Annotated in this window: 17 protein-coding genes; 8 read left to right on the top strand and 9 right to left on the bottom strand. The window is 69.6% G+C overall.

Features of this window, described 5'->3' with window-relative positions; all coding sequences use genetic code 11:
* Window positions 1-70 precede the first annotated feature (70 nt).
* Window positions 71-460 carry a DUF202 domain-containing protein gene (locus tag ACWIFB_RS08710; RefSeq protein ID WP_452098274.1) on the bottom strand — a complete coding sequence of 130 codons (390 nt, stop codon included), beginning with the start codon at window positions 458-460 and terminating at the stop codon, window positions 71-73.
* Entirely contained in the window at window positions 457-840 is a 384-nt protein-coding gene (locus ACWIFB_RS08715) for a YidH family protein (RefSeq protein ID WP_452098275.1), read from the bottom strand. Before ACWIFB_RS08715 ends, ACWIFB_RS08710 begins: the two co-directional genes overlap by 4 nt.
* 91 nt (window positions 841-931) lie before the next feature.
* Here ACWIFB_RS08715 and ACWIFB_RS08720 point away from each other — a divergent pair, with 91 nt between their 5' ends.
* The gene (locus ACWIFB_RS08720) at window positions 932-1921 is read left to right on the top strand and encodes a bile acid:sodium symporter family protein (RefSeq protein ID WP_452098276.1); all 990 of its coding nucleotides are present in this window, start codon (window positions 932-934) and stop codon (window positions 1919-1921) included.
* 3 nt (window positions 1922-1924) lie between these two features.
* On the opposite strand, the gene ACWIFB_RS08725 is transcribed toward ACWIFB_RS08720, so the two are convergent.
* Window positions 1925-2497, bottom strand: coding sequence for a VanZ family protein (locus ACWIFB_RS08725; protein WP_454058014.1), 573 nt, complete (start codon window positions 2495-2497; stop codon window positions 1925-1927).
* 98 nt (window positions 2498-2595) lie between these two features.
* Between ACWIFB_RS08725 and ACWIFB_RS08730 the strand changes: the two genes are divergently transcribed.
* The 4 genes from ACWIFB_RS08730 to ACWIFB_RS08745 all read left to right on the top strand — a co-directional run bounded on the left by ACWIFB_RS08730 (window position 2596) and on the right by ACWIFB_RS08745 (window position 6590).
* Complete coding sequence (locus ACWIFB_RS08730; protein WP_454058015.1) at window positions 2596-3165, top strand: TetR/AcrR family transcriptional regulator; 570 nt, start codon at window positions 2596-2598, stop codon at window positions 3163-3165.
* Window positions 3162-4733: an MFS transporter gene (locus tag ACWIFB_RS08735; protein ID WP_454058016.1), complete on the top strand. Its 1572-nt coding sequence runs from the start codon at window positions 3162-3164 to the stop codon at window positions 4731-4733. Before ACWIFB_RS08730 ends, ACWIFB_RS08735 begins: the two co-directional genes overlap by 4 nt.
* 895 nt (window positions 4734-5628) lie before the next feature.
* Window positions 5629-5958 carry a hypothetical protein gene (locus tag ACWIFB_RS08740; RefSeq protein WP_295648962.1) on the top strand — a complete coding sequence of 110 codons (330 nt, stop codon included), beginning with the start codon at window positions 5629-5631 and terminating at the stop codon, window positions 5956-5958.
* A 74-nt stretch (window positions 5959-6032) separates the two neighbouring features.
* Window positions 6033-6590, top strand: a complete 558-nt coding sequence (locus ACWIFB_RS08745) for a GNAT family N-acetyltransferase (protein WP_454058017.1) — start codon at window positions 6033-6035, stop codon at window positions 6588-6590.
* Window position 6591: 1 nt separating this feature from the next.
* Here the strand turns inward: ACWIFB_RS08745 and ACWIFB_RS08750 are convergent, their stop codons facing one another.
* Window positions 6592-7044: a MarR family winged helix-turn-helix transcriptional regulator gene (locus tag ACWIFB_RS08750; RefSeq protein WP_452098281.1), complete on the bottom strand. Its 453-nt coding sequence runs from the start codon at window positions 7042-7044 to the stop codon at window positions 6592-6594.
* Window positions 7045-7116: 72 nt separating this feature from the next.
* Here ACWIFB_RS08750 and ACWIFB_RS08755 point away from each other — a divergent pair, with 72 nt between their 5' ends.
* Window positions 7117-8361 (top strand): cytochrome P450, encoded by a 1245-nt coding sequence (locus ACWIFB_RS08755; protein WP_452098282.1) that lies wholly within the window; start codon window positions 7117-7119, stop codon window positions 8359-8361.
* 21 nt (window positions 8362-8382) lie between these two features.
* Here the strand turns inward: ACWIFB_RS08755 and ACWIFB_RS08760 are convergent, their stop codons facing one another.
* On the bottom strand, window positions 8383-8718 hold the full coding sequence (locus ACWIFB_RS08760; protein ID WP_452098283.1) for a branched-chain amino acid transporter permease: 336 nt from the start codon (window positions 8716-8718) through the stop codon (window positions 8383-8385).
* Entirely contained in the window at window positions 8715-9419 is a 705-nt protein-coding gene (locus ACWIFB_RS08765) for an AzlC family ABC transporter permease (RefSeq protein WP_452098284.1), read from the bottom strand. Before ACWIFB_RS08765 ends, ACWIFB_RS08760 begins: the two co-directional genes overlap by 4 nt.
* A gap of 84 nt (window positions 9420-9503) precedes the next feature.
* Here ACWIFB_RS08765 and ACWIFB_RS08770 point away from each other — a divergent pair, with 84 nt between their 5' ends.
* The gene (locus tag ACWIFB_RS08770; RefSeq protein ID WP_452098285.1) at window positions 9504-9923 is read left to right on the top strand and encodes a VOC family protein; all 420 of its coding nucleotides are present in this window, start codon (window positions 9504-9506) and stop codon (window positions 9921-9923) included.
* 14 nt (window positions 9924-9937) lie between these two features.
* Here the strand turns inward: ACWIFB_RS08770 and ACWIFB_RS08775 are convergent, their stop codons facing one another.
* Together ACWIFB_RS08775 and ACWIFB_RS08780 are read right to left on the bottom strand one after the other, a co-directional pair.
* Window positions 9938-11203, bottom strand: coding sequence for an MFS transporter (locus ACWIFB_RS08775; RefSeq protein WP_452098286.1), 1266 nt, complete (start codon window positions 11201-11203; stop codon window positions 9938-9940).
* 8 nt (window positions 11204-11211) lie between these two features.
* Window positions 11212-11844 carry a YqgE/AlgH family protein gene (locus ACWIFB_RS08780; protein WP_230929679.1) on the bottom strand — a complete coding sequence of 211 codons (633 nt, stop codon included), beginning with the start codon at window positions 11842-11844 and terminating at the stop codon, window positions 11212-11214.
* 86 nt (window positions 11845-11930) lie between these two features.
* Between ACWIFB_RS08780 and ACWIFB_RS08785 the strand changes: the two genes are divergently transcribed.
* Window positions 11931-13331, top strand: coding sequence for an MFS transporter (locus ACWIFB_RS08785; RefSeq protein WP_454058018.1), 1401 nt, complete (start codon window positions 11931-11933; stop codon window positions 13329-13331).
* On the opposite strand, the gene ACWIFB_RS08790 is transcribed toward ACWIFB_RS08785, so the two are convergent.
* Window positions 13287-14441 (bottom strand): hypothetical protein, encoded by a 1155-nt coding sequence (locus ACWIFB_RS08790; protein WP_454058019.1) that lies wholly within the window; start codon window positions 14439-14441, stop codon window positions 13287-13289. The two genes, ACWIFB_RS08785 and ACWIFB_RS08790, sit on opposite strands and share 45 nt — an antisense overlap.
* Window positions 14442-14547: the final 106 nt, after the last annotated feature.

Here is a 14547-nt window from a genome sequence, read left to right on the forward strand (position 1 = left end):
GGCCCGGACTCCGGACGGCCTCGAGACCCAGCCCCCGGCCCGGCCCCGAGATCCAGCCCGGCACGGACTCTCAGCCCAGCGCCTGGACCAGCACCGCGGCGAGCCCACACGCGGAGATCACGATGATCATCGCCACCAGGCCCACGTTGTAGAGCGCCTGCGTCTGCTGGACCTCACCGGCACGGACGAACCGGCCCACGCGCCGCTCGTGCCCGCGCTGCACCCGGAGCAACGCGAGTAGCGGGACCACCGTGAGCAGGGAGAACGCCGACGCCCATAGCCACGAGAGCTCGCCCACCAGCTTGGCCACGAGCGTGATGTTGACCCCCACCACGGCCCAGGTACGGGCCCAGGACAGGCTGGTGCGCTCGGCCTGCAGGCCCGCATCCGGCGGGACCGCCGTGGGCGAGACACCGATCACCCGCGGGCGTCGGCGCGGCTGTGGCCGGGGGTCGGTCATGTGAACGTTCCGCTGAGGATCGCGACGATGAGGACCACGGCGCCGATCGAGATCCCCAGCGCCAGCAGGATCGACGCCTGGGGCATCGGCAACGGCTGCTTGTGCCGCATGGCGAACTCGATCCGGATCCAGCGGCGGAATGCCACGATCGCCAGCACCGCCGCCAGCACCAACAGGATGCAGGCGAGCGGGGTGCGGATGATCTCCGGGATCTCGTCGCCGGCGAACGCCTCGAGAGCCACCGCGCCGGCGGTCAGTCCGAGGCTCGTGCGGATCCAGGCCAGGAAGGTGCGCTCGTTGGCGAGCGTGAACCGTGGATCCGGCTCCTGACCATCTCTGAGTGCTCTGGGCCGCCAGCCCGACCCGCCATCGCCCGTCATGGGTCCGAGCCTATCGGGCGGGCCGAACCGGCCGCCCGATCCGGCCTCGGGCGAGCGACGACGGCGGGCGCCGAAGTGATGGAATGGGCGGATGGAGATTCTGCGCCGGCTGAGGATCGAACCGTTCATCGTGGCGATTCTGGCCGCGGTGGTCGTCGCCGCCTTCCTCCCCGCGACCGGCGGCGCCGCCACGACGCTGGGCTGGGTCACGACCATCGGCATCGCCGTGTTGTTCTTCCTCTACGGCGCCCGGCTCGAGCCGCGGGAGCTGCGGGCGGGCCTGCGGCACTGGCGGCTGCACTCGGTGGTGCTCGTGGCGACGTTCGTGGTGTTCCCGCTGCTCGGCCTGCTCGGCCAGTGGGTGCTGACCCCCGTGCTCGGCGCGTCTCTGGCCGCCGGCTTCCTCTTCACGACGCTGGTGCCCTCGACCGTGCAGTCGTCGATCACGTTCGTGGCGATCGCGCGCGGGCATGTCAGCGCCGCGGTGGTGTCGGCATCGGTATCGAATCTGCTGGGCGTGTTCCTCACGCCGCTGCTGGTGTTCGCGCTCATGACCACCGACGGCTCGGTGAAGATCACGTGGGATTCGGTCGGCACGATCGCACTGCAGCTGCTGCTGCCGTTCGTGCTGGGCCAGATCTTCCGGGACCGCATCCTGCCGATCACCAACAGGATCAAGCGTCTGGCCCTGTTCGACAAGACCGTGATCGTGCTCGTGGTCTACGCCGCGTTCTCCGAGGGCGTGGCCGAGGGGATCTGGACGATGGTCGGCGTGCCCCAGCTGGCGGGCCTGGTGGTGGCGTGCTGCGTCCTACTTGCTGTGGTCCTTGGTCTGACGGAGCTCGTCTCCCGCGCGCTCGGCTTCGAGGACCGGGACAAGCGCGTGGTGCAGTTCTGCGGCTCCAAGAAATCCCTGGCCACCGGCCTGCCGATGGCGGCGGTGCTGTTCGTGGGCCAGCCGCTCGGCCTGCTGGTGCTGCCGCTGATGATCTTCCACCAGATCCAGCTCATCGTCTGCGCGTGGCTGGCGGGCCGCTACGGCCGCGCCGAGGAGACCCCGGTCGCGCCGGCCGCCTCCTGAGTTCTACCCCGGCAACCCCATCGCCATGGACGTCTCCACGACCCTGTCCGGGTCGCCGAGCCGCGGGCCGAGGATCACCAGGACGGCGAACACGAGCGCGGCCGTCAACGCGAGCCCGATCCACACCGGGTACAGGCGCCGGACTCCCAGCCGGGCGACCGTCGCGCCGACGAGGGCGCCGAGGACGTTGAACATCAGGTCGGAGACGTCCGAATGGCCCAGGGCGAAGACGTACTGGAGGGTCTCGACGGTGGCGCTGGTCAGCGCTCCGACGACGACGACGTGGGCCGTCGCCCGCCTGTGATGCTCCAGCACGATGAACAGCAGGACTCCGAGCGGGATGAAGAAGGCCATATTGCCGAGGTAGTCGAACAGCGGCCCGAACCAGGTCGTCGAGTTCCGATAGAGGGCGAACGGCTCCCATTCCATCGAGCGGTTCCGTTGCGCCTCGGGTCGCCACAGCATGCCGATCACGAAGAAGGCCTTGAGCATGGTCAGTGCCGCGACCACAGCCCCGTAGGCGACCAGCGCCACTGCCGCCCAGGCCCTGACCCGCGTACTCGTCGGTTCCGTCACGGGCACAGTCTTACCAGGTGATCGCGCCGATTCCGCGCTCGCATGGCGTTGTTGTACATTTGTACGCGTACGTTTGTACAGCAACGTGAGGAGCACCTGTGACGAGCGCCGGACGCACCCGCGATCCCGAGCAGCGGATCCGTGACATCGGGCAGGCCGCGGCCGAACTGATCGCCGAGGCCGGGCCCGCCGCGCTGACCCATCGTGCGGTCGCGGCGCGCGCCGGCGTCGCCGTCGGGACCACCACCCGGTACTTCTCGACGATCGACGACCTGCGCAGGCACGCGCTCGAGCACCTGGCCGCCGCGGTCGAGAGCGACCTGGACGAGATCCGGCGCGACCTCGCTGGCGCCCCCGACCCGATCGCCTACCTGGCCACCGCCGCGGCCGCCGGCTTCGAGGACCGGGGCGCGGTGCTCGCCGAATGCTCCCTCGCCTACGCGGGACTGTTTGAGGAGGACCTGCGCGAGCTGAGCCTGCGCTGGTTCACCGGACTCACCGAGATACTGTCCCCCTACTTCGGGAAGGTCCGCTCGGAAGTGCTGGCCATGTGCCTGGACGGGGCCGGCATCAACACCGCGCTCACAGGTACCGCACCCACCACCGCCCGACTCGAGGCCGTCATCCGGGCGATCTCGACCATGCCCGATGAGGACACCACCGCATGAGCGACACCACCGCACCCGCCCGGAGTGAGCTGCGGGCCGACCCGCACATCGTGGGCTCGTACGATCCGGCGCGCCGCTGGCTCGGTCTGGTCACGCTGACGTTCTCCCTGCTGGCCATCACCACGGACATGACGATCCTCAACGTGGCGATCCCGCAGATGTCGGCGGACCTGCAGCCCACCGCCTCCCAGCAGCTGTGGATCATCGATGCGTACTCGCTGGTCATGGCCGGACTGCTCATCTCCATGTCGTCGATTGCCGACCGCTGGGGCCGCAAACGAATGCTCATGCTGGGCTACATTCTCATCGCGCTCGCCTCGGTCCTCGTGCTCCTCGCGCACTCCCCCGGCTTCGTGATCGCGCTGCGCATCCTGCTCGGAATCGGCGCGGCGATGGTCATGCCGTCCACCCTGTCGCTGCTGCGGGTCACCTTCACCGACACCCGTGAGCGCGCGACCGCCCTGGCCGTGTGGGCCGCGGTCGCCGGCATCGGTGCGGCCGTCGGGCCACTGCTGGGCGGTTTCCTGCTCGAGACGTTCCACTGGCAGTCCGCGTTCCTGGTCAGCGTGCCGATGATGGTCATCGCGTTTGTCAGCGCCATCTTCACCGTTCCCGAGTCACGAGTGCCCGAGCCCGGGCCGTGGGACCCCTTCGCCGCCGCTCTCACGCTCGTCGGAATGTCGACAACCATCTGGGCCATCAAGAAGTTCAGCGAAGAGGCCTCGATGACCTACCTCCCGGCGTGGATCGCCTTCGTCGTGGGAGTGGCAGCCCTGGTCTGGTTCGTCCGGCGCTGCCTGAAGTCGACCTCTCCCCTGCTCGATGTGACGATGTTCCGCCACCGCATCTTCTCCGCGGGCGTCCTGGCCGCTCTCATCGCGAGCTTCTCCATGTCCGCCGGGCTGCTGTTGCTCGCGCAGTGGTTGCAGCTGGTCAACGGCGCGTCCGCGTTCGAGTCCGGGCTCCAGCTCATGCCGCTGGCGCTCGCCGCCGCCGTGACCTCTCTACTCGCGCCCGTCGCCTCGGAGCGGATCGGGATGCGCGCGACGATCTTCTTAGCGCTCTTCGTCGCCGGCGCCGGCATGCTCTTCCTGGGCATCCGGGGTGAGGATCTGGAGCTGACCTCGGTGTTCATCGCACTCGCCCTGATCGGCGCAGGCATCGGCGCGCTGGCCCTGGCCTCCTCGATGATCATGGGCGGCGTCCCGCGTTCCAAGGCCGGCAATGCGGCCGCCATGGAGGACACCTCGTATGAATTCGGCGCCGTGTTGGGTATCGCGATCCTGGGATCGTTGGCCTCGTTCCTCTACCGGCGGAACCTCGGCACCCCGGCCGAGGCGCTGATGCTGGGCGAGGAGGACACGGAAGCGGCCCGCGACTCGCTCGGCGGGGCCATGGCGGTGGCCGACGCCGCGCAGCTTCCGGACCTGGCCGCGCGAGCCGGAGAGGCCTTCACCTCCGGCCTGGGCATGGCCGGACTGATCGGCGGGCTCATCCTGCTGGTGTTCGCGTTCGTGGTGTTCTACCTGACGCCGAAGGGCACGATGCTCGCTGACCTGGAGCACTGAACGGAAAGTGCATGGCCATCCGCTGCGATTCCGCGCGGCCCTACTGTGATTTAGCTCTCAGTAGCCGCTGCACCTAATATATGTTCATTTGCACCTGATGTGACAGCAATTCACTTTGTCGACGCCCCTGCCTGTGCGTATCAGGAAATTATCATTCGGTGGCAATCAGCCCAGTTGAGAGCGGGTCTCGGCTATCGAATCCGTTAGCAACCCAAGCAATTGATGGGCCGCCCAAGGTTCCTTAATGTTCCCGCCGCACGGGCTGAGGCGGCCTGTGCAGGCGGGCACCGCGACGTGGCCCGACCGCAATGCACAGACCGGGAGGGGCAATCGTGGCCAGAGATCGCACACGCCCATTTCTGTCGCCCATACGCGACGCCGGGTTCGCCGTCATCCTTCTCGCAGTAGTCGGTTTCGCGGGGGGCGCAAGTGTCGGCTGGTACTCCACTGACGCCAGCGGCGGAAGCCCGGACCAAGCGGATCGTTCCGCCCCAGTCCATCAGGCAGGGCTGACCCTCCCGCCGACCGCGGCATCTCCGATCTCCACTTCACGGCCGGCTGGAGAGGTGGCGACATCAACCGCCCCGGTCAGCAGCGAGGTGCCGGCACCAAGGGAATCGACAGGTTCTTCCATCCGTGGATCAAACCCGGCCGCGGCGGCCGGGCAGCCCGGAGCCCGCGGACTTTCAGCGCCGGTTCCCCAACGTGTACCGGCTCCATACCGGCCCGCACCGGCGCCAGCTCCTGCTCCGGCTCCAGCCGTCGCGCCACTACCGGTCCCGCCACCAGCGATTGACATCCCGCTGATGCCCCTGAATCCAATATCGCCCATCCAACCCAAGCAGGTCACCATCGGCTGATGGCGACTACCTCGATACACCATCAAGGAGAAATCATGATCCCTGCCGCTTTCGTTGGCATCATCGGCACCCTCGCCGCCGCCATTACCGGCGGACTCGGCGTCCTTGGGCCCGGCGCTGCTTCTCTTGCCACCGCTGCAGGCGCTGCCAGCCCCGTGGCCGTGGTCGGAACGACCGCCGCCGCACTCGGGGGCGCGGGTGCTGTCGGTGCGCTGGGGTCCGGAGCAGCTGCTGCGGGTGCGAACCCGCATGTAGCAGGTGGCGTCAACAATGCCGGCGCAGCGATGTACAACGACGCAGTCGGCTCGGTCGCTGGTGCTGTCAACGACCTGAACATCCCCGGCATCCGTATCAACGTGAACTGACTCGGCCACTTGCACTCGAGCCCTCCCGCGCCGTAGGTCTTGGGCACGGGAGGGTTCGGTGCTTGAATAGCGCGATGACCAGCGTGACCTACCTGCAGCAGACCGCCGCCGACCAGCTCCGGCCCGCTGCCCCTGCAAATCTCACGATCAGCCGCGTCTTCCCCGCCGACCCCGCGTTCAACGCCCGGATGTACCGGGAGATCGGCGCCGACTGGAACTGGATCGACCGCCTCGCGTGGTCCGACGGGCACTGGGCGTCGTACGCCTCGGACCCGTGCATCAGCACCCTCCGGGCCGCGGTCGACGGTGAGGTCGTCGGATTCACCGAACTGCGTATGAGCCCCTGCGACCCGGCCGTCGACTCCTTCGCCACGGGCGCGAATGAGACCACGGACGACGGGGTCGACGTGGAGATCGTCTACTTCGGCATACTCCCCGAGTTCGCCGGCCATGGCCTGGGCGGATGGTTCCTGTCCGAGGTCTGCCGCATCGCCTGGAACGTGCCGGGCTGCCGCCGTGTCTGGCTACACACGTGTGATGACGACTCCCCTGCCGCGATCCCCAATTACGAGGCGCGCGGCTTCATGGAGTTCGCCCGCGAGAGCTCCGGTTGCGCCGCCTGTAGCGTCTGACTTACTGCTCGGGCAGCCGGACCAGGGAACGGCCACTCATCCGGGAGATGAGGCGTTCCGACATGGCTCCGAACGTCTGCAGCTCGTCGTCGTCGAGCCCCTCGAACAGCCACTCCGCCAGGGCGACGCGCGCCGACACCACCTCATCCACGATCCGACGCGACTCGGCGGTGAGATCGATCAGGCGAACCCGCCGGTCCTCCGGCGACATGGTGCGCTCCACGTGCCCACTCGCCTCCAGGCCATCCACGAGCGCGGTCACCTGGCGCGGGGAACAGTCCAGGTAGGCGGCCAATTCGACCTGCTTGCACTGGCCCTGCAGGCCCAGGACGAACAGCAGCTCCAGGCGAGGCACGGTGAGCCCGTAATTCGCCGCCGCGCGCTCGATCGAGCCGGACATCTCCTCCGACAGCATCAGAGCGCGGTCGAGAATCTCACTCGCAGATAGTGCCACGTGTATATAGTTACCACTATTCACGGTTTCAGTCCCGTCGGACCCGGCGGGCTACGAGGCGCAGGAGACACCATGGACGTGACCATCCCCGCGGGGTTCGACTTCACCGATCCCGAGCTCTTCGAGAAGCGACTCCCGCACGACGAGTGGCGCCAGCTGCGCCAATCCGAGCCGATCCGCCGCGTCGACAAGCGCCGCGGCATCGACGGGTTCGACGACGACCACTACTGGCTGGCCACCAAGCACGCGGACGTCAAGGAGATCTCCCGCGTCACGGGAGAGACCTTCTCCGCCGGCGAGAACACCATGATCCCGCGCTTCGCCGAGGGCACCGACCGCTCGATCATCGAGGCCCAGCGCGAAATGCTGGTCAACGAGGACGGCGAGATCCACAAGAAGCACCGCCGGATCATCTCGCGCGGATTCACCCCGCGCGGAGTGGCCGGCATGCGCGACGAACTCTCCGAACGCGCGCGCAAGATCGTCACCGAGGCCGCCGAGAACAACGCGGACGACTTCGTGACGGCCGTCGCCTCCGAGCTGCCGCTCCAGGCGATCGCCGATCTGCTGGGCGTGCCGCAGGAGGACCGGCACAAGATCTTCGAGTGGTCCAACACCATGACCAGCTACGACGCGCCCGGCGGCATGGACCTCGCCGCCGTGGCGTCCATGCAGCTCATCGAGTACTTCCACACGATGGCCGTGGACCGCGCCGAGAACCCTCAGGACGACATCGTCTCCAAGCTCGTCCAGGCCGACATCGACGGTGAACACCTCTCGCCCGAGGAGTTCGGCTGGTTCGTCACCCTGCTGGCCGTGGCCGGCAACGAGACCACCCGCAACGCCACCACCCACGGCATGGTCGCGATGCTCGAGAACCCTGACCAGTGGGAGTTGTTCAAGGCCGAGCGCCCGGAGACGGCCTACGACGAGATCCTGCGGTGGGCCTCGCCGATCACGCAGTTCCAGCGCACCGCCATGGAAGACGTGGAGATCGGGGGAGTCGCCATCCCCAAGGGAGACCGCGTGCTGCTCTGCTACGGCTCCGCGAACTTCGACGAGGAGGTGTTCGAGGACCCGTTCACCTTCAACATCCTGCGCGACCCGAACCCGCACGTGACCTTCGGTGGCCAGGGCCCGCACTACTGCATCGGCGCCAACCTGGCGAAGATGCAGCTGGAGCTGATCTTCAACGCGATCGCCGACCACCTGCCGGACCTCTCCTCGCTCGGCGACCCCAAGCGGCTGCGCTCGGGGTGGCTCAACGGGCTCACCGAGTGGAAGGTCGATCTGGGGACCTGTCCCGTCGCGAGCTGAGGCGGGAAGCTGGCACTCAGCTCAGCCCAGCCAGGCCTGCAGAAGCATGAATGCGGCGGTGCCCACCACGATGCTGATAGCCGCGCGTCGGAATGCCAGGTGCACGCCGAGGGTGAGTGCCAGCGCGGCCGAAGCCGGCACCCACGATCCGAACTCGGTCGTGGTGTCGCGCAGTGTGTAGACCACCAGCACCACCATCACGCCTGCGGGCATGGTGCGACCCAGGTAGCGGACCACCTGCGAGTCCCGAAGCCGGGTCAGGGCCACGAACGGAGCCGCACGCAGAGCGACCGTCACCAGGAACATCACGGCGAGTCCGGCCAGCAGGTAGCCGGTCGGCGGCACCGTGGCGCTCACGCCGCCTCCTGCCCGGATCGTGTTGCCCACGCGAACCGAACCAAGAGCAGCACCACGTAGGCCACGAGCCCCACCAGCAGCATCTGGTCGGGAGCCAGCCACGCCGCTGCCAGACCGCAGAGCAGCGCGATCACCGGCGCGGGCAGATCGCCGGAAGCGCGCCACGCGTCCACGGCGAGGACCGCGAACAGTGCGGTCAACGCGAACTGCAGCCCGTCCAGCCCGGGCGGCAGCGCGGCACCGATCAACCCACCGACGATTCCCGGCAGCACCCACAGCGACTGACACGTGACCGCGATGGTCATCGTGCGCGCGCCGGTCATCTCGCTGTGCCGCTTGGTCGCGGTGATCGCGTACACCTCGTCGGTCAATGCGTACACGGCGTACAGGCGGGCCAGGCGGGATCGGATCGACTCGATGGGAAAGCCGAGCCCGTAGAAGACGTGCCGGAAGTTCACCAGGAACGTCGCGGCCGCCAACGAGTACAGAGGGGAGACCGCGGTGAGCAGACCGATCGCCAGGAACTCCATCGACCCGGCATAGATCACGATCGAGAAGATCGGCGCCCACCACCAGTCGAACCCGGCCTGGGTGATCAGCACCCCGAACGCCAGGCCCAGCGGGATTAACCCGAGGCCCACCGGCGCGGCGTCGACGAGTCCCTTGCGGATCTCTGCGCTGGTGGAGGGGGCGGTCGACACGCCCGGCAGTCTATCCAGCGGCGACTCGCGATCACCCCCGTCAAGGGTCTTCCGTCGGCGGCCGTACCGGCGCACACTTGGTCAATGAGCGCACACGAAGTCGGCTCTCCACCCGTCCCGTCAGTCTGGCACTGTCTGCGGTGCTCGGACTCGCGCCGGGTGATCGACTGGCTGGTCGAGGCGCTGGGATTCGTCGAAACCGCCTGCCACACCGACGACGGGAGGATTGTCCACGCCGAGCTGCTCTGGCCCGAGGGCGGTGGGGTCATGCTCGGCGATTCCGGCCGCGGCTCCGCTGATCCGCACGCCGCGCCCCCGGGGTCGGGTCTGGCGTACGTGGTGACCGCGGACGCCGACGCCGTCTACGCGCGGGCGAACACCGCCGGCGCCGAGATCGTCATGGCCATGCACGACACGGACTACGGCGACCACACCTTCTCCGCCCGCGATCCGGAGGGCAACGTGTGGTCGGTGGGGCAGTACCGGGGCGAACCCGCTCCCTGACCACCGGGCGCCGGTCAGTCCCTGCGCTGGTCCGCACGCGGCACGAGCGGGATCGCCACCGCCGCGATCACGGCCGCGCCGGCGAACACCGGCCAGTAACCGAACGCCTCGATCACGGCAGCGATCAGGGGAGTCGCCAGCGACATCGTCACGAACTGCGAGGTGTTCTGCACCCCGAGCGCGCGCCCGGCCCACCGCGGCCCGGCGTACTCGGCCACGGCGGTGAAGGCCAGGCCGTTGTCCGAGACGGACAGGACGGTGGCCACCACGCCGAGCGTCACGGCCACCGCACCGGGCGCGCCGAGCGCCTCGGCCACGGCGAGCGCCGCAAGGCCGGCGGTCACCGAGATAGCCACGCCACGAATGGGTCTCATCCGTGATCCGACCCTGTCCGACACAGCTCCGGCCACGATCCGGGCGGCGGCCCCGAGGATCTGGCTCACGGTCACCACGACACCCGCGGACACCGCTGACCACCCGTGCCCGAGCACGAGCCACGCCAGCAGGAACGACTGCAGCATCCCCTGTGGCAACACCAGCAGCACCGAGACGCCGTGTACGCGCTGCAGGTAGTCCGCGCCGCGATAGGGCGAGCGGTCGGCCGTCGCGGTCGCACCACTCGCCGGGGCGCCCGATGCGCGGCCAGGCGACACCCCGGCGGGGTCGAGGTCGGTGGGCAGGCGAGGCGAGGTCGGGGCGGCAGGCGGGTCGGTGACGACGACGAAGGCCGCCACCGCCGAGACGACCGCCATCGCCAGGGGCATCGCGAAGGCCGCCGCCAGGCCGTACGACTGCGCCAGCAGCGGCATGGTCATCGCGGCGATGGCGGCCCCTACCGGCTGCGACATCTGCCGGATGCCCATGGCGAGCCCACGACGGTGCGGTGGGAACCACCCCACCACCAGACGTCCGCTCGCGGAGTTCCCGGAGGCGGTCGCCGCTCCGGCGAGCAGGAGGAACACCGCCATCGCTCCGAACGAATGGGTGAACAGGAGAGCGGTGAGTGCCGCGGCGGCGGCGACCGAGCCGGAGACCAGCACCACTTTCTCACCGGCGCGGTCGACGAGCCAGCCCCACGCGATCAGCGCCAACGCCATGCCCACGGACGGCATCGCCACAAGCACGCCGGCCCGGGACAACGACATTCCCATGTCGGTGTTGAGGTGGGGGAGCAGGAAGCCGACGCCCACCACGAACGCCGACCCGGACGCGGCGACGAACGTCGCGACCGCCAGGATCAGCCAGGTCCGAGCCGTCACCGGCGCCGCTTCGGTGCTCACGGTCGCGTTCAGTTCACGTCTCCGTCGTCCACGTATGTCGCGTACAGCGGCAGCGGCATGTCCTGACGCCGGAGTACCGCGCCCCACACGTCGACCCGCGCGGGGGCCAGCAGGTCGCTGGGGAGACTGGGCGCCACGTACCAGTCACCGCGGTCGAGCTCGTCCTGCAGCTGTCCCGGTGCCCAGCCGGTGTAGCCGACGAACACGCGCATCCCGTCGATCCGATCGCGCAGCAGGTCGGGGTCGCTGTCCAGGTCCACCACGTGCACCCGACCCTCGATCTGTTGCAGCCCGGGGTTACGCGAGAGGTCGACGCCCGCGGAGAGCACGACCAGCGCGATCCCGGTGTCGGGTTTGACGGGCCCGCCGACGTGGAAGACCGGCGGCGCCGCGCACAGGTCGGCCCACCCGGGCAGGATCGTCTCGACATCGGTCTCGCTGGCCCGGGTGATCACCACGCCGAGCGAGCCGGAATGGTCGTGCTCGATCACGTAGATGATGGCCCGCCGGAAGTTGGGGTCGGGCATGTCGGGCGCGGCGATGAGCAGTGATCCGGCCATCGGGTCGCGTTTGTCCAGCGCGTCGTAGAGGCGGTCGCCGAAGAGGCCACCGCCGCCCAGATCGTCCGGTCCCGTGTCCATGCCCCCATGATGCCCCTGCGACCGCGCTCCCACACCCGCGTCCCCTCGAACGGGTCTCGCCGCGGGTTCCTGGATACCGTGAGTGGGTGACCTCCCTGTCCGCCGATCCGGCCGAGCCCTCGGAATCGGTCGAGCCTCCGCGCGGCCGCCTGTCCGCAGCCCTTCGTGAATCCGACGGCCTGGGCCGGTTGTCCACCGCGCGGCTGGCCGCCCTGCTCAGCGAGGGAATCCACCAGGCCGCTCTCGGCGGGGTCGTGCTGTTCAGCCCGGAGGCCGCGACCACGCCGGCCGCGATCGCCGGCGGGTTCGCGGTGATGCTGCTGCCGTACTCGATCGTCGGCCCGTTCGCGGCCGCCGCCCTGGATCGATGGGACCGACGGGTGGTCGTGGCCGTCGCGGCCCTGGTCAGGACCCTGGCGATCGTCGCGACCATCGTCCTCATCGCCGCCGGAGCGGTGCGGACCGGCACGGGTCTCGCAGCACTGTTCGGACTCTCGCTGGTCGCGATCGGCCTCGGCCGCCTCATCAACACGGGGATGACCGCGGCCATGCCCAAGGTGGTGCCCGATCGCATTCTCGCCGCCACCAATTCGGTTCTGGTCACCGCGGGGTCGGTGATCACGGCGGTCGGTGCCGTCGCCGCGTTCGCCGTGCTCGCCGTACTGGGCGCCGGCGACGCCGCCGTGTCGTGGACACTGGCGCCGTCGGTGATCACGGCGCTGGTGGGGGTGTGGGCGATCCTGGCGCTGCCACGCCGCCACCTGGGACCCGACGACGACGAGATCGGCCGACACGACGATGCCCGCACGGCCCGCGATGCTGTCCGGGCATTCGGCGGCGGACTTGCCGAGGGCGTCCGGGCGGCGCGGTCCTCGCCGCTCGTGTGGGTGTCGTTGACCGGGGTGACACTCGGCCGGGCCGCGTTCGGTATCACCACGATGCTGGCGATCCTGCTCCTGCGTGACGTGGAATCCGCCAGCGCGGGTGGTGGCCCGGTCATCGCCGGAATGGGCGGCTTCGGACTGATGTCCGCCACGGTGGCGGCCGGAATGGGCGTGGCCGCGGCCGTGGCCCCGTGGGCCATGGCCCGCGCCCGCCGGATCCTCGTCGTGGCCGCAGGGGCCGTTCTGGCCGCGATCGCCCAGGCCGTGGTGGGCCCGACACTGAACCCCACCGCACTCGTGCTCGGCGCGATCGCGATCGGACTGGGGACGCAGGTGGTCAAGCTCGTCGCCGACAACGCGATGCAGACCGACGTGCCCGATACCCGGCGCGGCGGGATCTTCGCGTTGCAGGATGCGTTGTTCAACTCGGCGTTCGTCGTGGGAATGGTCGCGGTGCTGCCAGTGGTGCCGGCGGACGGGCGTTCGGTGTCGTTGATGCTGGTCCCGGCGGTGCTGTACGGGGTCTCCGCGACGATCGCGGTAGTGGTTGCCACGCGCTCAGAGGCCGAGCGATCCGGCGGCCAGCGAGCCACCGCCCACTGAACCGCCCCCGACAGAGCCGCCACCCACCGAGCCCACGCCCACGGATCCGCCGCCGACAGACCCTCCACCGACCGAGCCACCGGCAACAGAGCCGCCACCGACCGAGCCCGCACCCACTGAGCCGGCCGCAGCCGAGCCCGCAGCGGCGGAGCCGGCGGCAGCCGAACCGGCCGCGGCGGAACCCGCGACCGCACCGTGGTCGATGCCGCCGAGTGCGCCCGCGTCGAGGGAGCCCACCTCTACATGCGGGAGTTCGACGTGGGGGAGCTCGATGTTCGGCAGCTCCAGGGCGGGCGGATCGAAGGGCAGGGCCGCGTCGAGGAGGCCGTCGCCGTCGATGTCCGTCACCGACATCCAGCCGTCATCACTGTCCACGGTGATCGAGCCGTCGTCCTCGATGACCGGCTCAGCGGGCTCGGAGACCGTGCCTCCCTGGACCGGCGGCGGGGTGTGGGCCGCAGGGGGCGGGCCCGGCTCGGGCTCGACCACCGGGGGAGCGAACCAGCGGGACGAGTCGCCGATCGCCGCCGATCCGCTCTCCAATCCGCCGATCGCATCCGCGAGGAGTGATCCCCAGTCCGGCAGGTGCCCGAGCGACTCGGATCCCGTGGCCAGCGCGCCCTCGAAGCCGCCCCCTCCGGCATCGGCGAGTGCGGACCCGGCCGCCATCGAACCTGCTGCCAGCGAGCCGGCCCCCACCGAGCCCAGACCGACGGACCCGCCGCCCACGGACCCCACGCCGACCGAGCCACCACCTACCGAACCACCACCCACCGAGCCACCGCCGACAGAGCCGGCGCCCAGCGAACCCGCACCGGCAGAGCCGGCCCCGACCGAGCCCGCGGCGAGCGCACCGGCCCCGCCCGCGTAGGCGTTCCACACGCCCCGGCCGCCGTCATCGGCGTAGACCGCCTGGACCTCGGCGCCGACGTCCGTCACCACCCGATCGGCGATACCGTCGAGATCCGAATCCCACAGGGCATCGTCCGAGTGACCGTCGCCGTCGAAGTCCAACCACAGGGCGTCCGCGGCACCGGTGCCGAGGGTGAAGTCGGGCTCGCTCTGCCACTGCGTCGGCTCAGCGACGCCATCTCCGAAGAAGTAATCCATGTCCCGAATCGTGTCGCGGCCGCAAGCTCCGGACCAGCCCCGATTCTGGATCTGTGGAATGCGGAGCGGTTATCCACAGATGCGCGGCACCCCTTGACAGACGACC

It is taken from the genome of Dietzia sp. NPDC055340 (assembly GCF_053645335.1).